The 19,383-nt window shown below is 66.4% G+C and carries 21 protein-coding genes; 10 read left to right on the top strand and 11 right to left on the bottom strand.

Features of this window, described 5'->3' with window-relative positions; translation table 11 throughout:
* Window positions 1-64: 64 nt before the first annotated feature.
* Window positions 65-1,078 (bottom strand): UDP-glucose 4-epimerase GalE, encoded by a 1,014-nt coding sequence (galE, locus tag AC5RWX_RS04000; protein WP_494096999.1) that lies wholly within the window; start codon window positions 1,076-1,078, stop codon window positions 65-67.
* Between the two features lie 181 nt (window positions 1,079-1,259).
* On the opposite strand from galE, the gene AC5RWX_RS03995 reads away from it, so the two are divergent.
* Window positions 1,260-1,871: a hypothetical protein gene (locus AC5RWX_RS03995; protein ID WP_493943486.1), complete on the top strand. Its 612-nt coding sequence runs from the start codon at window positions 1,260-1,262 to the stop codon at window positions 1,869-1,871.
* A 15-nt stretch (window positions 1,872-1,886) separates the two neighbouring features.
* Here the strand turns inward: AC5RWX_RS03995 and AC5RWX_RS03990 are convergent, their stop codons facing one another.
* Together AC5RWX_RS03990 and dapD are read right to left on the bottom strand one after the other, a co-directional pair.
* A complete protein-coding gene (locus AC5RWX_RS03990) occupies window positions 1,887-2,747 on the bottom strand; it encodes a hypothetical protein (protein ID WP_494096998.1) in 861 nt (286 codons plus the stop codon).
* A 21-nt stretch (window positions 2,748-2,768) separates the two neighbouring features.
* Window positions 2,769-3,740 carry a 2,3,4,5-tetrahydropyridine-2,6-dicarboxylate N-succinyltransferase gene (dapD, locus tag AC5RWX_RS03985; protein WP_493938568.1) on the bottom strand — a complete coding sequence of 324 codons (972 nt, stop codon included), beginning with the start codon at window positions 3,738-3,740 and terminating at the stop codon, window positions 2,769-2,771.
* A 77-nt stretch (window positions 3,741-3,817) separates the two neighbouring features.
* On the opposite strand from dapD, the gene dapE reads away from it, so the two are divergent.
* Window positions 3,818-4,906 (top strand): succinyl-diaminopimelate desuccinylase, encoded by a 1,089-nt coding sequence (gene dapE / locus AC5RWX_RS03980; protein WP_493938570.1) that lies wholly within the window; start codon window positions 3,818-3,820, stop codon window positions 4,904-4,906.
* Between the two features lie 101 nt (window positions 4,907-5,007).
* On the opposite strand, the gene AC5RWX_RS03975 is transcribed toward dapE, so the two are convergent.
* The 4 genes from AC5RWX_RS03975 to AC5RWX_RS03960 all read right to left on the bottom strand — a co-directional run bounded on the left by AC5RWX_RS03975 (window position 5,008) and on the right by AC5RWX_RS03960 (window position 8,367).
* Window positions 5,008-5,871, bottom strand: coding sequence for an amino acid ABC transporter permease (locus AC5RWX_RS03975; protein ID WP_493938572.1), 864 nt, complete (start codon window positions 5,869-5,871; stop codon window positions 5,008-5,010).
* Window positions 5,868-6,563, bottom strand: coding sequence for an amino acid ABC transporter permease (locus tag AC5RWX_RS03970; RefSeq protein ID WP_493938574.1), 696 nt, complete (start codon window positions 6,561-6,563; stop codon window positions 5,868-5,870). Before AC5RWX_RS03970 ends, AC5RWX_RS03975 begins: the two co-directional genes overlap by 4 nt.
* Before the next feature lie 67 nt (window positions 6,564-6,630).
* A complete protein-coding gene (locus AC5RWX_RS03965) occupies window positions 6,631-7,494 on the bottom strand; it encodes a glutamate ABC transporter substrate-binding protein (protein ID WP_493938575.1) in 864 nt (287 codons plus the stop codon).
* A gap of 54 nt (window positions 7,495-7,548) precedes the next feature.
* Window positions 7,549-8,367 carry an amino acid ABC transporter ATP-binding protein gene (locus tag AC5RWX_RS03960; RefSeq protein WP_494096997.1) on the bottom strand — a complete coding sequence of 273 codons (819 nt, stop codon included), beginning with the start codon at window positions 8,365-8,367 and terminating at the stop codon, window positions 7,549-7,551.
* Between the two features lie 165 nt (window positions 8,368-8,532).
* Here AC5RWX_RS03960 and AC5RWX_RS03955 point away from each other — a divergent pair, with 165 nt between their 5' ends.
* From AC5RWX_RS03955 to AC5RWX_RS03935, 5 genes are all read left to right on the top strand, one after another.
* Window positions 8,533-9,315, top strand: coding sequence for an LOG family protein (locus tag AC5RWX_RS03955; RefSeq protein WP_493938578.1), 783 nt, complete (start codon window positions 8,533-8,535; stop codon window positions 9,313-9,315).
* Window positions 9,316-9,348: 33 nt separating this feature from the next.
* Window positions 9,349-9,723 (top strand): DivIVA domain-containing protein, encoded by a 375-nt coding sequence (locus AC5RWX_RS03950; RefSeq protein WP_494096996.1) that lies wholly within the window; start codon window positions 9,349-9,351, stop codon window positions 9,721-9,723.
* A complete protein-coding gene (locus tag AC5RWX_RS03945) occupies window positions 9,720-10,964 on the top strand; it encodes a hypothetical protein (RefSeq protein WP_494096995.1) in 1,245 nt (414 codons plus the stop codon). Before AC5RWX_RS03950 ends, AC5RWX_RS03945 begins: the two co-directional genes overlap by 4 nt.
* A 175-nt stretch (window positions 10,965-11,139) precedes the next feature.
* A complete protein-coding gene (locus AC5RWX_RS03940; RefSeq protein WP_127511285.1) occupies window positions 11,140-11,319 on the top strand; it encodes a DUF3117 domain-containing protein in 180 nt (59 codons plus the stop codon).
* A gap of 12 nt (window positions 11,320-11,331) precedes the next feature.
* Window positions 11,332-12,933: a leucyl aminopeptidase family protein gene (locus AC5RWX_RS03935; protein WP_494096994.1), complete on the top strand. Its 1,602-nt coding sequence runs from the start codon at window positions 11,332-11,334 to the stop codon at window positions 12,931-12,933.
* A 79-nt stretch (window positions 12,934-13,012) separates the two neighbouring features.
* On the opposite strand, the gene AC5RWX_RS03930 is transcribed toward AC5RWX_RS03935, so the two are convergent.
* Window positions 13,013-13,645: an O-methyltransferase gene (locus AC5RWX_RS03930; RefSeq protein ID WP_493938584.1), complete on the bottom strand. Its 633-nt coding sequence runs from the start codon at window positions 13,643-13,645 to the stop codon at window positions 13,013-13,015.
* Between the two features lie 303 nt (window positions 13,646-13,948).
* Between AC5RWX_RS03930 and sigE the strand changes: the two genes are divergently transcribed.
* From sigE to AC5RWX_RS03915, 3 genes are all read left to right on the top strand, one after another.
* Window positions 13,949-14,554 carry an RNA polymerase sigma factor SigE gene (gene sigE / locus AC5RWX_RS03925; protein WP_493938586.1) on the top strand — a complete coding sequence of 202 codons (606 nt, stop codon included), beginning with the start codon at window positions 13,949-13,951 and terminating at the stop codon, window positions 14,552-14,554.
* 8 nt (window positions 14,555-14,562) lie between these two features.
* Window positions 14,563-15,639: an anti-sigma factor family protein gene (locus AC5RWX_RS03920; RefSeq protein WP_494096993.1), complete on the top strand. Its 1,077-nt coding sequence runs from the start codon at window positions 14,563-14,565 to the stop codon at window positions 15,637-15,639.
* Window positions 15,640-15,737: 98 nt separating this feature from the next.
* Complete coding sequence (locus AC5RWX_RS03915; RefSeq protein WP_493956395.1) at window positions 15,738-16,163, top strand: twin-arginine translocase TatA/TatE family subunit; 426 nt, start codon at window positions 15,738-15,740, stop codon at window positions 16,161-16,163.
* A gap of 72 nt (window positions 16,164-16,235) precedes the next feature.
* On the opposite strand, the gene AC5RWX_RS03910 is transcribed toward AC5RWX_RS03915, so the two are convergent.
* The 3 genes from AC5RWX_RS03910 to AC5RWX_RS03900 are packed head-to-tail and all read right to left on the bottom strand — an operon-like array spanning window position 16,236 to window position 19,263.
* Window positions 16,236-17,387 carry an Mrp/NBP35 family ATP-binding protein gene (locus AC5RWX_RS03910; protein ID WP_494096992.1) on the bottom strand — a complete coding sequence of 384 codons (1,152 nt, stop codon included), beginning with the start codon at window positions 17,385-17,387 and terminating at the stop codon, window positions 16,236-16,238.
* Between the two features lie 6 nt (window positions 17,388-17,393).
* Window positions 17,394-17,993, bottom strand: a complete 600-nt coding sequence (locus tag AC5RWX_RS03905; RefSeq protein ID WP_493938593.1) for a DUF1003 domain-containing protein — start codon at window positions 17,991-17,993, stop codon at window positions 17,394-17,396.
* Window positions 17,986-19,263: a magnesium transporter MgtE N-terminal domain-containing protein gene (locus tag AC5RWX_RS03900; RefSeq protein WP_493938594.1), complete on the bottom strand. Its 1,278-nt coding sequence runs from the start codon at window positions 19,261-19,263 to the stop codon at window positions 17,986-17,988. The genes AC5RWX_RS03905 and AC5RWX_RS03900 overlap by 8 nt, the downstream gene beginning before the upstream one ends.
* Window positions 19,264-19,383: the final 120 nt, after the last annotated feature.

Here is a 19,383-nt window from a genome sequence, read left to right as displayed (position 1 = left end):
CCTGACCTCGCTGCACGCGCGCCTAGTCCGTGAAACCTCATCCCGACGGTTGGCAGTTCCGGGGTCAGCTGGCGTAGCCGTTCGGGTTGTTCTTCTGCCAGCGCCAGTGGTCCTCGCACATCTGTTCCAGATTCTTCACCGCGGACCAGCCAAGTTCGGCCAGCGCAGCAGAGGGATCGGCGTAGCTGACGGCGGCGTCGCCGGGGCGGCGGTCGGCCAGCTCGTACGGGATGTCGAACCCCGCCGCCTTGCCGAACGCGGCCAGAACTTCCAGCACGGACGAGCCCTTGCCGGTGCCCAGGTTCCAGCGGCGCACCCCGGACCGGTGCGCGATGAAGTCCAGAGCGGCCAAATGGCCGGCGGCCAGGTCCATCACATGGATGTAGTCGCGCACGCCGGTGCCATCCGGCGTCGGGTAGTCGCTGCCGAAGACCCGGACCTTGTCCCGGCGGCCCACGGCCACTTGGGCCACGAACGGCAGCAGGTTGTTCGGTACACCGGTCGGATCCTCGCCGATCCGTCCGGACTCATGGGCGCCCACGGGATTGAAGTAGCGCAGCAGGGCCACGTGCCAGCGGCGGTCGGAGGCGCCCAGATCGGACAGGATGTCTTCGATCTGCTCCTTGGTCCGGCCGTAGGGGTTGATCGCGTCCAGCGGCAACTTCTCGGTCAACGGCACTTCCTCGGTGGAACCGTAGACGGTGGCAGAGGAGCTGAAGACGATGGTGCGCACGTTGTGGGCATCCATCGCCCGGAGCAGGTTCAGCGTCCCGCCCACGTTGTTGTGGTAGTAGTGCAGCGGTTTCTCCACCGACTCGCCCACGGCCTTCAGGCCGGCAAAGTGGATCACGGCGTCCACCGCTTCGGCCTCCAGCACGCGGTTCAACGCGGCCTCATCCAGGAGGTCGACGTGGTGGAACCGGGCTTCCCTGCCCGCAAGCTGCTGGACCCGGCGCAGCGACTCCTGACTGGAATTGGCCAGATTGTCGAGCACCACCACGTCGTGGCCGGCCTCCAGCAGGGCGAGGGTGGTGTGCGAGCCGATGAAGCCGGTTCCTCCGGTGACCAGAATTCTCATGCCTCCCAGCTTAGTAGTCCGGCCCAGTTGGCTCGGCCGTGTCCGTTCCCGGGCCTGCTGGAGGGGCTGGACGGCTAGGTCTAGAGTTGAGCTACCGGCAGCAGCGAGACCCTGGCGCACGTCGCAGCGGGAGCGTCTAGCCTGCGCTGCTCTCGCTGGTGAGCGAAAGGATGCGGACCGGATGCACCATACAGGTGGACCGGGGTGGCGGGTCACCGCCGACACCTCGGGGCATATGCTGCTGGCCCTGTATCTTCGTGACGTCGCCGGTCTGGCCGGTGCCGGGTCACCGGCAGTCTCACCGGTGCTGCCCACCGTCCGCATCGCCGATCCACGCCAGCTGACCGCCGACGTCGGCGGCCTCCCAGCGTTGCGCGGCGAGTGGGAACAGTGGTGGGAGGATCTGGTCCGGGAACGTCCCGGAAACGCCACCAAGCTGGCTCCGCCATCGTTTCCCGCCTTTGCCGGCAGCCCGGCCCTGCAGCGGCTTCTTCAAGCCCATTTCGGTGCAGCCATGACGTGGTCACGAGCCAGGATGGCCGAGTATGCAAAGCTGGCGCAGGAGCGTGAAGCCAAGGGCAAGTCAGGGCTGATCCGTGAACTGGTCCAGGACCGGGAGATGGAACTGGGGCGTGCGGCGCGGTCTTTTGAGCTGAAGTTGATCGAGCTTCCGCTGTGCGAGCCCCGCGCCTGGTTCGTGGAACCGGACCGCATCCTGATGTCCCAGACGCTGATGGACGACGAAACCACCTTCCGCAGCTATGTGCAGCCCATCGTTGAGCTGGTGGTCTGACGCCGTCGGGCTGGTTCAGGCCTCGGTGCCTTGCGCCACGGTCACCACCACATAACCGGAGTCGGTATTGGCGGCGACCCAGCCGCCGTCGCCGCGCCGCCAGCTCAAGCCGGCATGGGAGACCGATTCCAGGTCAAGCTGCTTAGCGGACGCGACGGCCCACTGGGCAACAGCCCATCCCCGCTCATCGGTGGCGGCCACCCGGAGCTCGCGTCCGGCGACGGCCATGTCCAAGCCGGGATGCACGGCAGCCAGCTGTGCCATCACCGCGGTCGGGTCGCCGGGCGTCTCGGCGTCCTTGAGCACACAGTTGAGGGCGGCAGGGGAGTGGCCGGTCAGTGCCGAAGCGAAGGCCTTGGCCTCGGCCTCGTGGTCTGCGTAGGCCATCGGATAGGCGCTGCGTTGTACCGTCTGGGCGGCGTCCGTCACCGGCATCGACTCATAGTTTGGAACCTGTTCGAGCACTTCGTAAAACTTGTTGGCCGCATACACCGGGTCCTGCACCTGCTCTTCGGTGCCCCAGCCCTGCGACGGCCGCTGCTGGAACAATCCGCGGGAGTCGGGGCCGGCCGTGTCGCCATAATCGATATTGCGCAGCTTGGACTCCTGGATGGCCGTCGCCAGGGCGATCGACGCTGCGCGTGCGGGCAGCCCGCGCTCGATGGAGACTCCGGAAATCAGCGCGGCGTTGGCAGCCTGGTCCGGCGCCAGTTCAAACGTTTCAGAGCCCACGACGGCGGTGCACCGCTCCCTGACCAGGGTTTGGCTGCGGTCAATAGCGGTAGCGGCGAAGTACACGGCGCCGCCAACCAGTGCCAGCAGGACGGTCAGGCTGATCAAGCTGCGTCTCCGGCGTGTGCGCGCTGCCCTGGACATGGCGGTGGCGTGAGCGTGCTGCTAGTTGGCGTGCAGGACCGCGTTGAGCTCCACGCTCTGGCCCTTGCGCGGCAGGACTTCCACGGCGCCGCTGGTGGAGTTGCGGCGGAACAGCAGATTGGACATGCCGGAGAGTTCCACAGCCTTGACCTGGCGGTGGTCCCCGCTGGCGACGTCGAGGAGGCTGACCCGGGTGCCGGCGGTAACGTAAAGGCCGGCCTCGACGACGCAATCGTCGCCGATGCTGATGCCGACTCCGGAGTTGGCGCCCAGCAGGACCCGCTCACCGATGCTGATCCGTTCCTTGCCGCCGCCGGAGAGCGTGCCCATGATCGAGGCGCCGCCGCCGACGTCGGAACCGTCCGCCACGATGACGCCCGCGGAGATGCGGCCTTCCACCATCGACGTTCCCAGCGTGCCGGCGTTGAAGTTCACGAAGCCTTCATGCATCACGGTGGTGCCGGCAGCCAGATAAGCGCCCAGCCGGACGCGGTCGGCATCAGCAATCCGCACGCCGGAGGGGATCACGTAATCAACCATGCGGGGAAACTTGTCCACGCCGTACACAGTCACCTGCCCGCGGCGGCGCAGGCGGCGGCGAACGGATTCGAACCCTTCCACGGCGCACGGACCGAAATTAGTCCACACCACATTGGCCAGCTGGGCGAAGACGCCGTCCATGTTCAGCGAGTTGGGTTCGACGAGGCGATGGGAGAGCAGATGCAGGCGCAGGTAGGCGTCCGCGGTGTCCGCCGGAGGGGCGTCCAAATCGATGCTGCGGCTGAGCACCTCAAGATGGGTGCCGCGGTCGGCGTCCGCGCCGTCGGCGGCATCGGCAGCAAGGTCGTTCTCGGCGTCCTGGCCGGCCGGAGGGGTACCCAAGGCCGGAGCGGGATACCAGACATCGAGGACGGCGCCGCTGTCGGTGACAGTGGCCAGGCCGGTGCCATAGGCGGTGCGGGGCGCGGTTACAGCCGGGGTGCTCTCAGTCATGGCTTCAAGTCTACCGAGCGCGCCTGTCGCATCAGGTACTTTGAGGGAGCCGCGGGTCGGCTGGCTAAGCTGGGGAAGTGACTTCCACCATCGCCCTTGACTTGACCGCCGACGTCGCCGACCTGACCGCGGCGCTGATCGACATCAATAGCGTCTCCGGGAACGAAACGGCGCTGGCCGACGCCGTCGAAAACGCCTTGCGCGCCTTGCCGCACCTCGAGGTGGTCCGGGACGGCGACGCCATGGTAGCCCGCACCCAGCTGGGGCGCGCCGAGCGGGTCATCCTGGCCGGGCATCTGGACACCGTGCCGCTGCCGGCAGTGGCCGGCTCCCGCGGTACCGTGCCGTCGGAGTGGGACGGGACCGTGCTTTACGGGCGCGGTGCGACCGACATGAAGGGCGGCGTAGCCGTGCAGCTGGCCCTGGCCGCCGAACTCACCGCGCCGGGCCGTGACATCACCTACGTCTTCTACGATCACGAGGAAGTTGAAGCTTCGCTGAGCGGACTGGGCCGGTTGGTACGCAACCACCCGCAGTTGCTGCAGGGCGACTTCGCGATCCTGCTGGAACCAACCAATGGAACCGTGGAAGGCGGCTGCAACGGCACCGCCCGGTTCGAGGTCTGCACCGTCGGACAAGCAGCGCATTCCGCTCGGGCCTGGATGGGGATCAACGCGATCCACGCCGCTGCGGAGATTTTGGCCCGGCTCCGCGACCATGAACCCGCTACCGTGACGGTGGACGGGCTGGAGTACCGCGAGAGCTTGAACGCCGTAAAGATCAATGGCGGCACGGCCGGAAACGTCATCCCGGATAGCACCACGGTGGAAGTCAACTACCGGTTCGCCCCCGACAAGTCGCCCGAGGACGCCGAGCGCTACGTACGCAACCTGCTGGAGGGCTTTACCGTGGTGCGCACCGATGCTGCGGCGGGAGCCCGTCCGGGTCTGAACCATCCCGCGGCCGCTGACTTCGTTGCCGCCGTGGGGGCGGAGCCCAAGCCCAAATACGGCTGGACCGACGTCGCCCGCTTCAGCGAGCTGGGCATTCCGGCGGTCAACTTCGGCCCCGGCGATGCGCTGCTGGCGCACACCGACAACGAACATGTTTCCGCAGAGGCCGTCCGTGAATGTCTGGCGGCGCTGCGACGCTGGCTGGCGGACTGACATCGCGGCAGAGCCCGGGGTCCGGCTCGCGGAGCAATGATGAAGGGGAGGGCGCCCAGGCACCCTCCCCTTTGTCTTTCGCCGCATACGCTGAGCCGGTATCAGACCTTGACGGCCATCGGCTGGGTAGTGAGCGGCTGCGTCTTGCCTGAGGTCCGGCTGCTGAGGAAACGCGACAGCCAATTGGCCAGCCAGGACAGTGCGAAATTGATGATGATGAAAAGGACCGCTGCCACTGTCAGCGACTGCAGGATCGGGCCGGCGGAGCCGTAAATCTGCATGGACCGGAGCAGCTCAGAGTAGCTGATGATGTAACCGAGAGCAGAGTCCTTCAGGATCACCACGAACTGGCTGACCAAGGCCGGCAGCATAGCCACCAGTGCCTGGGGCAATTCGATGTTCCGCAGCGACTGGCTGCGGGTCATGCCGATGGCCATGCCGGCTTCGCGCTGGCCCTTGGGCAAGCCGAACACGCCCGATCGGACCAGTTCGGCAATGACCGAGCCGTTGTACAAAGTCAGCGCGACGACCACGGCATAGAACGGGATGTCCGCAGGGGTGCCGACCTGCAGCTGGCCGAACAGCAGCCAGAAGAAAATCATCATCAGCAGCACGGGGACGGCCCGCAGGAATTCGACGATCACGCCGCACACCAGCCGGACCACGGGGTTGGCTGCAAGCCGGCCCACGCCAAAGAGCAAGCCGAAGACCACCGACGTGACGATCGCGACCGCTGCGGCCTTAAAGGTGTTCATCAAGCCCGGCAGAATAGTGAACTGCCAGACCTCCCCGGTCAAGAAGGGGGTCCACAGCTCAGGGGCCAATTGCCCCTTGTCGTTGAGGGCCTTCAGTACGAAGAAGGCGGCAGCCAGGAAAATCACGATGCCGACGACGTTGGTTACGGTGATCCGGGTTTGGGCCTTGGGCCCGGGCGCGTCGAAGAGGACGCTTTGTCTGATGTTCATCGTGCCACCGCCAGTTTCGTGGAGAGCCATGTGGTCAACAGCCCGATGGGTATCACGATAATGATGAAACCGGCGGCAAACGTGGCGAAGATGGCCATGATGACATCTGGCCGGAATTCGATCATGGTCTTCATCAGGCCGGCGGCTTCGGCGACCGATGCTGCCGTCGCCACCGTTGTGTTCTTGGTGAGTGCAATCAGCACGTTGCCCAAGGGGGCGACGGCGCCGCGGAAGGCCTGCGGCAGGATGATCATCCGCGCCGCCGGCAGGAAGCTCAGGCCGATGGCGCGGGCGGCTTCGGCCTGGCCCAGCGGCACGGTGTTGACGCCGCTGCGGATCGCTTCGCAGACGAAGGCGGCATGGTAAACCGACAGCCCAACAATGGCCCAAAGGAAGAAATTGAAGTCGAAGTCGCTGGACAGGTTCAGTTGCAACTGGAACACGAGGACCAAGATGCAGAAGGTCATGATGATGGTCAGCGGTGTATTGCGGAAAACGTTGACGTAGGCCGCGCCTGCCCAGCGGAAGCTCGGCACTGGCGAGATGCGCATCAGCGCCAGGACGGTTCCCAGCACCAAGGAGCCCAAACCTGCCCAGAAGGTTAGCTGGATATTCACCCACAAGGCACCGATGACGTCGTAACTCTCCAGCGCCGTCAGATAGCTCTGGAAATACTCGGACAAACTGTCCATCCCCTTTCGGTGGGAAGAGGCAAGTCATGCTGTGGGGCGGGAAATCCCCGCCCCACAGCAACTATTGCTAGGCGCAGGCTTTGCCCGGCTTCGGCGGGTTCAGTTTCGTGTTGTAGCTGTAGTCCACACCCTCGGTGTTCTTCTTCAAGGCTTCTTCCCAAGCTCCGTCGTCGACCATCTTGTTGATGGCGGCGTTGATGTCGGCGCACTTGTCGGTACCCTTGGGCAGGCCGACGCCGTACCTCTCCTCGGAGAACGGCTTGCCGACCACCTTGTACTTGCCGGCGTTGTTCGGCTGCGCGGCCAGGCCGGCCAGGATGATGTCATCGGTGGTGACGGCGTCGATTTGGCCGCCCTGCATGGCGGTGACGCATTCTGCGTAGCTGGGCCGCTCGACCAGGTTCACGCCGGAGGCGTGCTCGTCCTTGATCCGCTGCGCCGAGGTGGAACCGGTGACCGAGCACAGGTTCTTGCCGTTGAGCGAGTCAGGGCCGGTGATGGAGTTGTCGTCCGCGCGGACCAGGAGGTCCTGGCCGGCCACGAAGTACGGACCGGCGAAGTCAACGGTCTTCTTCCGCTCATCGGTAATCGAGTACGTAGCGAAGATCATGTCCACCTGCTTGTTGGCAAGCATGTTCTCCCGGTTGGCGGAGGGGGACTCGACGAACTCAATCTTGTCCTCCGGGTAGCCCAGTTCCTTGGCCACGTACTTGGCTACATCCACATCGAAGCCGGCGTATTCATTGCCCTTCTTGAAGCCCAGGCCGGGCTGGTCGAACTTGATGCCGATGCGGACGGTGTCGCCCCCGCCGCCGCCGCCGGAGGCCTCACCGCCGCCGCCACCGGCATTGCCGCCACCGCCGCCGCAGGCGGACAGCACGAGCGCGGCTCCGGCTGCCATGGCAGCTATTCCATAACGGGTCTTTCGCATGTTTTCTCCTTGCGTTGTCGGCCCCCTCAGTGAGGGGCCAGGTGTGTAAGGGGTTTAGTGCTCGAGGATCTTGCCGAGGAAGTCCTTGGCCCGGTCGCTCTGCGGGTTGGTAAAGAATTCTTCCGGCGTGGACTGCTCCACGATCTTGCCGTCGGCCATGAAAATCACCCGGTCCGCCGCCTTGCGCGCGAAGCCCATCTCGTGCGTGACCACGATCATGGTCATGCCTTCCTTTGCCAACTGCACCATGGTGTCCAGCACTTCGTTGATCATTTCCGGGTCCAGCGCCGAGGTGGGCTCGTCGAAGAGCATCACCTTCGGTTTCATCGCCAGCGCCCGGGCGATCGCCACGCGCTGCTGCTGGCCGCCGGAGAGCTGCGCCGGCAGCTTCTGCGCCTGATTGGCCACGCCCACCCGCTCCAGCAGGCCCATCGCCAGGTCCTTGGCCTCGGACTGCTTCATCCCCTTGACCTTGATCGGGCCCAGAGTCACGTTCTCCAGAATCGATTTATGGGCAAAGAGATTGAAGGACTGGAACACCATGCCGACGTCGGCGCGCAGTTTGGCCAGCGCCTTGCCCTCGGCCGGCAGCTTGTTGCCGTCGATGAGGATTTCGCCGTCGTCGATGGTTTCCAACCGGTTGATCGCCCGGCAGAGGGTTGACTTGCCGGAGCCTGACGGCCCGATCACCACCACCACTTCACCCTTGGTGACCTCCAGGTTGATGTCCTGCAGCACGTGGAGGGCGCCGAAGTGCTTGTTGACGTTCTTCAAGGAGACCAGCGGCTGACCCGTCGGGGTGGCAGACCTGGCTCCGGTTACCGCCGCCGGAGCAGCAGACGGCGTTTCACTGTGCGATTCGTCACTGGTCATGAAACGAATCTAGCGAAAGATTCCTTTCAAGCAATGCATTCCGCCCCCGCCGGTCGCAATCGTGATTCAAGAGCAACCTGCCCCAGAAGTACCAAACACGCCGAATCCTCAGCCGAATCGATGGAAAAACTGCCCCGATGTCCGCCGGATCTGTAGCCTTGGGAAATGACAAACCAGCAAGATGTTCCGCTGCCGTCCCAACTCCCCGGCGCTCCGAAGGTCCGTTTTAAGGGGCCGGTGGAACTGCGGCGCGGCCAAGCGGACATCCCGCAGGCCGACCAGTACCTGTTGGACACCAAGGACCGGGCGGAATTCACGCACACGGATCCTTGGCGGGTGCTGCGGATCCAGAGTGAGTTCGTGGAAGGCTTCGGCACCCTGGCCAATCTTGGCCCCGCAATCAGCGTCTTCGGCTCCGCCCGCACCAAGTCGGGCACCAAGCATTACGCCATCGCGGAAGAGATAGGGCGTTTGCTGGTCCGGCAGAACTTCGCTGTCATCACCGGCGGGGGGCCGGGTTCAATGGAGGCGGCCAACAAGGGGGCCAGCGAGGCCGGCGGGGTCTCCGTGGGGCTGGGCATTGAGTTGCCGTTTGAGCAAGGGCTGAACGACTGGGTGGACCTGGGCATCAATTTCCGGTACTTCTTCGCCCGCAAGACCATGTTCGTCAAGTATGCGATGGGGTTCATCGTGCTCCCCGGCGGCCTGGGGACCATGGACGAACTGTTCGAGGCCATGGTGCTTGTCCAGACCAAGAAGGTGACGTCCTTCCCGATTGTGCTCGTTGGCACCGCTTTCTGGTCGCCGCTGATCGACTGGATCCGCAACACTCTATTGACCGAAGGGATGATCTCCGAGGTCGACCTGGACCTGATCAGCGTGGTGGACACGGCCGAGGAGGCAGTCCAGCACATCGTCTCCGGGCTGTCTGCCCGCACCGGTTTCTAAGCCAGCCGGACAACCCTCTGGCACGATGGTCCTGTGAGCGTATTTCTGGTTTTCCTTGCCATCGCCGTCGCAGGCGTGGCTGCTGTTGCCGCGTCCGGACGCTGGGGCCGGAAGAAGGCAACCGGAGACGAAGACGCCGGCGAGGGCTGGGAAGCCGGGCAGGTGGCAGCCCTGCACGGACTCAGCGAGCACGAGGCGCGGCTGCCGGCAGTGCTGCTGCCCGAACATCCGCGCGCCGAGGACCTGGACAGCCTGCGGTTTTCCACTGCGTTGCGGGGCTACCGGATGGACCAAGTGGACGAAGTGCTGGAGGTCCTGCGGGCCGAGCTGGGCGCCAAGGAGCGCCTGATCCGGCAGCTGAGCCAGCCACAGCACGACGGCGGTGCTCACCCGGAGCGGGAAGGATGACTCGGGTGCAGGACCGTCTTCCGCGGGCGCGGGTGCTGCGGGAGGCCGTGAACGCCGAGTTTTACTTCTGGCGCCAGCGGGTCGCCGGGTGGCCGTGGTGGGTCCAAGTCACCCTGCTCTATGCCTTGTCGCGGGTGTATTCACTGCTGGTGTTCCTCGCAGTGGCCCGTCAGCAAGGCTCCAATCCGTGGACCGACGCGCATCCCGACTATCTCTCCTTCATCGGCATTTGGGACAGCGCCTGGTACCAGCAGGTCTATGTGGAAGGCTATCCGGCGGATATTCCGCGCGGTCTGGACGGGCGGGCCGTGGAGAACCAATGGGCGTTCTACGCGCTCTTCCCTGGCATTGTCCGCGGCCTGGCGGCGGTCACCGGGCTGCGCTGGCACGTGCTGGCCCCGCTGGTTGCCACGATCGCCGGCTTCGCGGCCGTGCTGGTGATCTTCAAGCTCTTCCGCCGTTTCGCGCCGCACGGCACCGCACTTTGGGGTGTGGCGTTTGTGGCGGTCTTTCCGGTCTCGCCGATCCTCCAGGTGCCGTATGCGGAATCGCTGAACCTGGCGCTGCTGGCTGCAGCGCTGTTGCTGCTGCTGCAGCGGAAGTACCTGTTGGCGATTCCGGTAGTGGTGCTGATGTGCCTGTCCCGGCCGGTGGGAGTGCCGTTCGCCGCGCTCGCCGGCCTGCACCTGCTGTGGCGGATCAAGCGGCGACGGATGGACCCGCTGGAGACCCCGGAGTTTCTCCGGGTAGCAGCGCTGGCGCTGGTCAGTTGTGCCGCCGCCGTGGCCTGGCCGGTGTTGGCCTGGTCGGTCACCGGGGAGCTGACCGCGTATACCGACACGGAGACTGCCTGGCGGGGAGAGGACCTGGTCCTGTTCAGGCCGTGGTTCGACATGGGCGTGCACTTGTTCGGGCCGTTGGGCGGCATGATGGCGCCGCTGCTGCTGGTCGCCGCGGCAGCCTGGTTCTTGTGCAGCGCACCGGCCCGGAGCATCGGTGCAGACTTGAGGCTGTGGTGCGTTTGCTATCTGGGCTACCTGCTCGCCTTCCTGCACCCGCAGACCAGCACATTCCGGCTGATGCTTCCGCTCTTCCCGCTGGCCTTGGCGGCAGCCTTCGTCTCGCCCAGCCGGGCCTACCGCATCTGCTTGGCCGTGATGTTCCTGGCGGGGCAGATTGTGTGGGTCACCTGGCTCTGGTCCTGGTCGCAACTACCCGGCGGCGGGGACTATCCGCCGTAGCGACAGAGGCCTGTCCGCCGCACCACGCCGGGACGGAATTAGCACCCGGTTGTGATGTACGCGATAATAGGAAGTGGTTGGACATGGCGGCCACGCAAATGAAGGCCGTTGATGTGAGGTTGGCGGGCAGGGCGATCACGGATCTCCCTGCCCCATGGCGGAAGGGAATTCCCAGATGGCTGCGATGAAACCGCGTACCGGTGACGGTCCGATGGAAGTGACCAAGGAGGGGCGCAGCCTCATCCTGCGGGTTCCCATCGACGGCGGCGGGCGTCTGGTACTGGAACTCAACGCCGAAGAAGCGGGCAACCTCAAAGACTGCCTGCTGGGCGTCACCAGCGACGTCGCGAGCTAGGAACCGTTTGCTGTGAGCCGCGTTCCCGCCACCGCAGCGGAACACACCGCCCACCATCTCGAGTCGACCCTGGCGGAGCCGCCGATGGCGCTGGTCCAGGCGGTCCCCGGACTTGGCCGCGGAGAGTCGCCGGTCCGGGGCGCCGGCGGGGTCACGGTTGTTGCCGTGCCGATTGCCGCCGGTGATGGCAGCGCCGAGCGGGCCACGCCGCAGCCGCGCCACGGCGCAGGTGAAGCGGCGGCGGACTTCGGCGTCGACGTTGTGGCCCTGGCTGAGGTCCACGGGATCTCTGGCAAGGCCGGCGACGTGCTGGCAGTGCCGGCACCGCCGCACGCCCAAGGGCTGCCCTCGCGTCTGGTCCTGATTGGGCTGGGCAGCGGCAGCCCCACTGAGCTGCGCAAGGCCGGAGCCGCCTTGGCCCGGGCGACCATGGGCACCGACAAGGTGCGCACCACCGCCGTCGACAGTTTGCCAGAAGAGTTACAGCAGGCGTTTGTCGAAGGATTCCTGCTTGGCGGCTACCGCCCCCCGCGTGCGGGTGCCTCAGCCGCGCCAAAGCCGATGGCGGCGGTTTTGGAAGTCACGGGCCTGTCCGACGGGGTGGCCGCCACTGCCGCCACCGCTGCCCGTGCCACCTGGCTGGCCCGGGACCTGGCGAGCATGCCTTCCAACGTGAAAAACCCGGAGTGGATGGCAGGCCAGGCCACGCGGCTCGCCGGAGCCAGTGGCTTGAGTATCCACGTCTGGGACGAGCACCAGTTGGCCGCCGAGGGCTTCGGCGGACTGCTGGCGGTGGGATCGGCGTCCCCGACCCCGCCCAGGCTGGTCCAGTTGGACTACACGCCGGCAGGCGCCGGCAAGGGCACCAAACACATCGTGATCGTCGGCAAGGGCATCACCTTCGACACCGGCGGGCTGTCGCTCAAGCCGCGCGAACCCATGGTTCCGATGAAGACCGATATGGCGGGCGCGGGCGTCGTCATGGCGGTGCTGGCTGCTGCTGCGGAGCTGGGGGTGGAGCACCGCGTCACCGGGCTGCTCGCCTTGGCCGAGAACTCGATCGGCGCCGGCTCCTACCGGCCGGGCGACGTGGTCACCGTCTACAACGGCACCACGGTGGAGATCGGCAACACCGACGCCGAAGGCCGCATGGTGCTGGCCGACGCACTCGCCTACGCCACGGCCCGGCTGCAGCCCGACGTCCTGGTGGATATCGCGACCCTCACCGGTGCCGCCTCCCTGGGTCTGGGCAAGCGGCATGCCGCGCTTTACGGCACGCAGCCCAGCCTGCTGCGCACCTTTGAAGCCGCCGGCGAGGCTACCGGGGAACGGGTCTGGCAGATGCCGCTGGACGAGGTGGCGGCCGAGTACCGCTTCGCACTGGAGTCCAGCATCGCCGACATCTCCCACATTGCTTCGCAGACGTCGAAGGTGGGCGGCGGATCGATCACTGCGGCGCTGTTCCTGCGTGAGTTCGTGGGCGGGACCCCGTGGATTCATTTGGACATCGCCGGCCCGGCCCGTGCCGACTCCGACCAGGCCGAAGTCAGCAAGGGCGCCACCGGCTACGGTGCCCGGCTGCTGTTGTCCTTTTTGCGCTCCTACCGAGGCTAGGCCGGCGCGCCACCACCCCAGCCCGCCGGTGCCCGAGGCGCCGCCACGCAACCCCGCCGGTGGCAGGCGCCTCGGGGCGTCAGCGTTTGACGGCCAGCAGCAGCCCGTCGCCGGTGGGCAGGATAGTGGACACCAGCTGGTCGTTCTCGCGGATAGCCTTGCCGACCTTGCGCAGCGTGGTGGTGGACTCTTCGCGGATGGCCGGGTTCGAGACCCGGTCATGGTCCAGCGCATCGTTGACTATCAGCATGCCGCCACGCTTGAGCAGCCGGACCGCTTGCTCCACGTACAGCGGGTAGGAGGGCTTGTCGGCATCGACAAAGACCAGGTCATAGGCATTGTCCGTCAGTCGCGGCAGCACATCCGATGCGCGGCCGGAGATGGTGCGGGTGCGATTGCCCGGGATCCCGGCATCGACAAAAGCCTGGCGGGCGGCCCGCAGATGGTCCACGTCTGCGTCGATGGTGGTCAGCACCGCGGCCGGGGGCAGTCCGCGCAGCAAGCAGACTCCCGATACGCCCGCGCCGGAACCGATTTCCACCACGGTTTGCGCTTTGCTCCCGGCGGCGAGGACAGTCAAGGCCGCGCCCACACCGGGTCCGACGGCTGCCACTCCCAGCTCGTAGGAACGTTCCCGGGCGCGCAGCAGGACGTCATCCTCGGCGGGAAGCCCCTCCGTGTAGGACCAACTCGTCTGCTTGTCGGCGCTCATGGATCATCGCTTTCTCTTCAAGTTCTTGGAGGGGAACGGCCCAGGGCCGCAGTGCCAAGCCTACTGCCAGAAATAGCCTGATTTCCGCGCATGCTGCGGGATCCAGGGCCGTGGCAGGCAAGAGCGGCGGAACCAGGCCGGGTTGGCGGGGTTCGCGCAGCTTGTTTACAGAATTCTCCCAGTTTTCTGGGCAAAGATGGTTACCCGGGACGCCGATAGCCAGACCGGCAGCAAGCGCGCCGCATTCCCGGACATCATGAACGGTGGGCGGCAGGCGGGACGAGCCGTGGAAGGGGCACTACGATGACGAAGCTTCAGGGCGCCGCGCCGGATGCAGCGGCCGGCCCCGACCAGTGGGTTGCCCCGACCTGGGAAGAAGTGGTCCGCAATCACTCCGCAAAAGTCTACCGGTTGGCGTTCCGGCTTACCGGAAACCGGTACGACGCCGAGGACCTTACCCAGGAAGTCTTCGTCCGGGTCTTCCGCTCGCTGGATACCTTCAAGCCCGGCACGCTGGATGGCTGGCTCCACCGGATCACCACCAACCTCTTTTTGGACCAGGCCCGGCGCAAGAGCAGGATCCGTTTCGACGGGCTTAGCGACGAAGCCGAGGCCCGGCTGCCCGGCAAGGACCCCGGCCCCGAGCGCAGCTTCGAATTCAACAACCTCGACATCGATGTCCAGACCGCACTGGAAGAGCTGCCCCCGGACTTCCGCGCCGCCGTCGTGCTCTGCGACTTGGAGGGGTTGTCCTACGAGGAGGTCTCCGCAGCCCTTGACGTCAAGCTGGGAACTGTCCGCTCGCGCATCCACCGCGGCAGGACCATGCTCCGTGAAAAGCTGGCGCACCGGGACCCGGGCGGCAAGCGCCCCCGCCTGAAGTTGCCCCGGATCGCCGGAGCCCACTGATCGTTGCAATGCTCCACCCGGAAAAAGAGCTGGCGGAGTATCTGGACGGCGAACTTTCCGATGATCGCCGTCCTGCCCTCGAACGCCATCTGAAACGCTGCAAGCGCTGCCGCCGCAGCGTAGACGAGTACCGCCAGATCCAGGAGCGTCTTCGCTCCATGGACGTGCCGCCACCTGGCGAGGACCTGACCGCCCGCATCCTGCGCTGTAGCCAGCCCGAAAGGCCAGCGGCTGGGGCCAAGCCCACCGAAACGCGGGCCGCCGGGCGCCGGCCGGCCGCCTCACGGATCGACCGGTCCGGCGCGGCGGCGGGCCGGTCCACCTCCATGGTTCATGGTGCCGCCTTCCTGCCTACCGCCGCACCTGTCTCACCTACCGTTTCGCCGGGCAAACCCGCCGCGCGCGTGGTGGCCGTGGTGGGCGGCGTCCTGGCCGGTTGCGCCGTCCTGATGTTGTCTGCAGCCTACGTCCTGGGTGGCGAGGCGCAGACCGCGTCCTCGGGGCCAGCCGCCGGGGCGGACTGGGCGCCGGTGTCAGCGGAGGCCGCCGTCGCTCGGCCGGTCGCCCTGGACAGTTCCGGACTGGAGGCGTTGCGCCGAAACGGCTGGACCTGCCCGATGCTGGTGGGGCTCGGCTACCGCCTGCAAAGCGCGGAACAGTTGCTCGTGGGCGGCCAGCCGGCAGTCAAGCTGGACCTGAGCGATGGCAGCCACCGGGTGGTCGTCACCGAGCAGCGGCGGATGGCCACCAGCGGGCAGAAATCGGGCACGGCAAAAGCCGCTCCGCCGCTGAACGCCACCACTGGGCATCCCGTAACGATGGACGGTTTCCAGGAAGTCGCCGGACTGGATCGCGCCATGTGGATGCGCGGCGGTAAGGAGTGGACGGTAGTCCTCGACTCCGAGGACGTGACCTATACCTTGCGGTCCGACCTTCCGCTGGCGCAGATGCCGGAAGCCGTTAACCAAGTGGTGCTGACGGAAAACTCCCGGCTGGAGCTGCCCCAGCCGGCTCCAGCCGACGATCCGCTCAGCCGCATCATCCGCGGGCTGGGAATGATGGTCAGCCCCTCGTCGTCCAGATGATGCGCGGCCGGGGCGGGCGGAATGACGCAGGACCACACGCAAGGACGGAATGCCGCCCCAAGTGGCTGTCCGGCATGACGAACGGGTAATCTTCAATCGTGTTTGGAATCAACGGCTCAGAACTGATCATCCTGGCAATCCTTGCCGTGGTGATCCTCGGTCCTGAGCGGTTGCCCGAATATGCCGCCCAATTGGCCCGCTTCGTCAAGCAGTTGAAAACCATGGCCGCCGGCGCCAAGGAACAGCTGCGTGAAGAAGTCGGCGACGACATTGTGGACATGGACTGGCGGAAGCTGGATCCGCGGCAATACGATCCCCGCCGGATCATTAAAGAAGCGCTCTTGGATGACGACGACGAAGCGCCGCGCCCAGCGCCGGCGGCACCGGCAGTGGCCGCGGCTGCAGCGTCGGCGGCCGGCACCGCAGCCTCCAACGGCTCACGGGCGCCCGGACGTCCGGCCGCCAAGCCGGCAGTACAGCTTGCCGCCGGCGAACCCGCTCCGTTTGATTCCGAGGCGACCTGATCCAGTCAGCGCAGCACCCGTCCTCGTGCACTACCACGCATGACAGGGCACGGCGCCGCCACCGGAAAGGCTTCAGCGGGGAGTGACGCCCAGCGGGCGTCCGGCCAGCCCGCGCGGACGCGCTGCCAGTTCCGCGGCAATCCGCCGCAGTTCCTCCGCGGCTACTCCCTCTCCGGAGTCGTCGTCCCCATCCAAGACGATCGGCCGGCCGGCGTCGCCGCCGGCACGCAGCGCCGGTTCCAGCGGGATGCTTCCCAGCAGCGGTACCGGCGTCTCCAGCACCGCGGAGAGCCGTTCGGCGACCGTCCTGCCGCCGCCCGCGCCGAAGACCTCCATCTTCGACCCGTCCGGCAGCCGAAGCCAGGACATGTTTTCGATGACTCCCGCCACCTGCTGCCCGGTCTGCGAGGCAATGGCGCCGGCGCGTTCAGCCACTTCGGCGGCAGCGGTCTGCGGGGTGGTCACCACCAGGATTTGCGACGACGGCAGCAGCTGCGCCACGGAGATGGCCACATCCCCGGTGCCCGGCGGCAGGTCCAGGAACAGCACATCCAGGTCGCCGAAGTAGACGTCGGTCAGGAACTGCTCCAGGGCACGGTGCAGCATGGGCCCCCGCCAAGCCACCGGCTTATTGTCCGCGACGAACATGCCGATGGAGATGACCTTCACACCGAACGCCACCGGCGGCAGGATCATCTCGTCCACCTGGGTTGGGGCCTGCGTGATGCCCAGCAGCCCGGGGACGGAGAACCCGTAAACGTCGGCGTCAATGATGCCCACCCGCAGTCCTTGAGCGACCATGGCGCAGGCGAGATTGACGGTCACGCTGGACTTGCCCACGCCGCCCTTGCCGCTGGCCACGGCGTAGACGCGGGTGAGCGAGGAGGGGTCGGCGAACGGGTTGCCCCGTTCCGAGCCGCGGAGTTGTTCCTTCAGCTCGCTGCGCTGCTGCGGCGTCATCACGTCAAGTTCCACCTGCACCGCGGAAACTCCGGGAACCGGCGCCAGCGCCTGTTCGACGTCGGTGGTGATGGTGCCGCGGAGCGGGCAGCCCGCAATGGTGAGCAGCACGCCCACGGTGACCCGTCCGGCGTCGTCAATCCGGACGTGTTTGAGCATGCCCAGTTCCGCGATCGGCCGGCGAAGCTCCGGGTCGATCACCGTGGCCAGCGCGCGTCTCACGGCTGCCGGATCCGGTAGTTCGAACGTGTATGGATCAGCCATGTCTCTTCAGTACTCCTGGACGCCGTTCTGGGCCTGCGGCAGCTTGGGCAAGGCAGCGGTGGCGTCGGAGGGCCTGCGCCGGCCGCGGCGGCGTTCCTCGCCGGACTCGTCGTCCATGAGTTCCTCCAGCACCGAGCGCAGTTCGCTGCGGACAAAGTCACGGGTGGCCACTTCGCGGATGGCGATGCGCAGCGCTGCCAACTCGCGGGTCAGGTACTCGGTGTCGGCCAGATTGCGTTCGGCGCGCTGCCGGTCCTGCTGCAGCGAGACCTTGTCGCGGTCGTCCTGCCGGTTCTGCGCCAGCAGCAGCAGCGGAGCGGCGTAGGAGGCCTGCAGTGAGAGCATCAAGGTCAGCGCGGTGAAGCCCAGCGCCGCGCTGTCGAACCGCAGCGACTCCGGGCCGAAGGTGTTCCACGCCAGCCAGACCACGCAGAAGACGGACATCCACATCAGGAACTGCGGGGTGCCCATGAAGCGGGCGAAGTTCTCTGTGGCATGGCCGAAGGCATCCGGATTGGGCCTGATCCGGGTCAGCAGGCGGGTGCGTGTCTCACGTGGGGTGTCGAGTCCGGCGACTTTGAGTTTGCGGTCTGTCTTCTCAGCCAACGCGTCCGCCTCCAATCACGGGTGAGTCGTCCTGCGCCCGCCAATCGTCGGGCAGCAGATGGTCAAGCACATCGTCGACGGTCACGGCACCAACCAGCCGGCCGGCCCTGTTGACCACCGCCAGGGCGTTCAGGTTGTAGGTCGCCAAGGTGCGTGCCACGTCGCTGACGTCGGTCTGGTCCAGCACGGGTTCCAAATCCGTGTCCACAATGTTGCCCAGCGCCTCCGGTGGTGGAAAGCGCAGCAACTGCTGGATATGGACCACGCCCAAGTATTTTCCGGTGGGTGTTTCCAGCGGCGGCCGGCAGACAAAAATGGCCGATGCCAGCGCCGGCGTGAGCTCTTCGCGGCGCACGTGGGCCAACGCCTCGGCCACGGTGGCTTCCGGCGGCAGGATCACCGGCACCGGAGTCATCATGGAACCGGCCGTGTTCTCCTCGTACTCCAGCAGCCGCCGGACGTCTTTGGCTTCCTCCGGTTCCATCAACTGCAGCAGCGCTTCCTTCTGATCCTCGGGCAGCTCAGCCAGCAGGTCCGCGGCATCGTCCGGGTCCATTTCTTCGAGCACGACGGCGGCACGCTCCGCCTCCAGCGACGTCAGGATCTGCACCTGGTCGTCATCCGGCAGCTCCTGGAGGACGTCGGCCAGCCGGTCGTCCTGGAGCTCGCTGGCGACTTCGAGCCGGCGCTTCTGCGTCATTTCATGCAGCGCCTCGGCAAAGTCGGCGGGCTTGAGGTCCTCATGGCTGGCCACGAACGTGGCGGCGGCCTGCGGTTCGTGGCGGGCGCCTTGGAAGGCCTCCTGCCAGTCCACAATCAACGTTTCGTTGCGGCGCAGGCTGCGCAGCGGCGAGCTGGAGTAGCCGCGCCGGACGAAGAGCTGGGACACATACCAGTCGCCGTCGCGGGACTGCTCCATGCCGATGTCCAGAATGGTGGCATCACCGCTGCCATCGGCGAGCGTGACCCGTCGATCGAACATTTCGGCGACTACCAGCGTTTCGGCGCCGCGCTGTTCGAATCGGCGCAGGTTGACCAGCCCGGTGCAGATGATCTGCCCGGCATTGATCGAGGTGACACGGGTCATCGGGACGAACACCCGCTTCTTGCCGGGCACCTCCACGACCAAACCAACGACCAGCGGCGGCTTGGCCGGGCCGTAATCCAGAACAACGGCGTCGCGCAGCCGACCCAGGCGGTCCCCGAGCGGGTCGAAGACATCCAGGCCCAGCAGCCGGGCGACGAAGACGCGGTTGGTTTTTGTGCTCACCCCTTTAGGCTACGTGCTGGGCCCCAAAATTCGGGATCCGGCAATCCTCGGTGTGGGACCGGGTGTCCGAATGACGTGCGCCGCGGCGGCGCCGCGGCGGGCAAATCCCGGGTAGCGCGT

The sequence above is a fragment of the Arthrobacter sp. SPT-J7 genome, from assembly GCF_059089965.1.
The sequence above is the reverse complement of the archived record's forward strand: the minus strand, read 5'-3'. Positions and strand labels throughout refer to the sequence as shown.

Coding starts and splice junctions, on each gene's coding strand:
- AC5RWX_RS03930 (WP_493938584.1), bottom strand. CDS start 13,645: ATGAGCGCCGACAAGCAGACGAGTTGGTCCTACACGGAGGGGCTTCCC.
- dapD (WP_493938568.1), bottom strand. CDS start 3,740: ATGACTGAGAGCACCCCGGCTGTAACCGCGCCCCGCACCGCCTATGGC.
- sigE (WP_493938586.1), top strand. CDS start 13,949: ATGACGAAGCTTCAGGGCGCCGCGCCGGATGCAGCGGCCGGCCCCGAC.
- AC5RWX_RS03940 (WP_127511285.1), top strand. CDS start 11,140: ATGGCTGCGATGAAACCGCGTACCGGTGACGGTCCGATGGAAGTGACC.
- AC5RWX_RS03955 (WP_493938578.1), top strand. CDS start 8,533: ATGACAAACCAGCAAGATGTTCCGCTGCCGTCCCAACTCCCCGGCGCT.
- galE (WP_494096999.1), bottom strand. CDS start 1,078: ATGAGAATTCTGGTCACCGGAGGAACCGGCTTCATCGGCTCGCACACC.
- AC5RWX_RS03990 (WP_494096998.1), bottom strand. CDS start 2,747: ATGTCCAGGGCAGCGCGCACACGCCGGAGACGCAGCTTGATCAGCCTG.
- AC5RWX_RS03975 (WP_493938572.1), bottom strand. CDS start 5,871: ATGAACATCAGACAAAGCGTCCTCTTCGACGCGCCCGGGCCCAAGGCC.
- AC5RWX_RS03965 (WP_493938575.1), bottom strand. CDS start 7,494: ATGCGAAAGACCCGTTATGGAATAGCTGCCATGGCAGCCGGAGCCGCG.
- AC5RWX_RS03910 (WP_494096992.1), bottom strand. CDS start 17,387: ATGGCTGATCCATACACGTTCGAACTACCGGATCCGGCAGCCGTGAGA.
- AC5RWX_RS03920 (WP_494096993.1), top strand. CDS start 14,563: ATGCTCCACCCGGAAAAAGAGCTGGCGGAGTATCTGGACGGCGAACTT.
- AC5RWX_RS03970 (WP_493938574.1), bottom strand. CDS start 6,563: ATGGACAGTTTGTCCGAGTATTTCCAGAGCTATCTGACGGCGCTGGAG.
- AC5RWX_RS03995 (WP_493943486.1), top strand. CDS start 1,260: ATGCACCATACAGGTGGACCGGGGTGGCGGGTCACCGCCGACACCTCG.
- AC5RWX_RS03960 (WP_494096997.1), bottom strand. CDS start 8,367: ATGACCAGTGACGAATCGCACAGTGAAACGCCGTCTGCTGCTCCGGCG.
- AC5RWX_RS03945 (WP_494096995.1), top strand. CDS start 9,720: ATGACTCGGGTGCAGGACCGTCTTCCGCGGGCGCGGGTGCTGCGGGAG.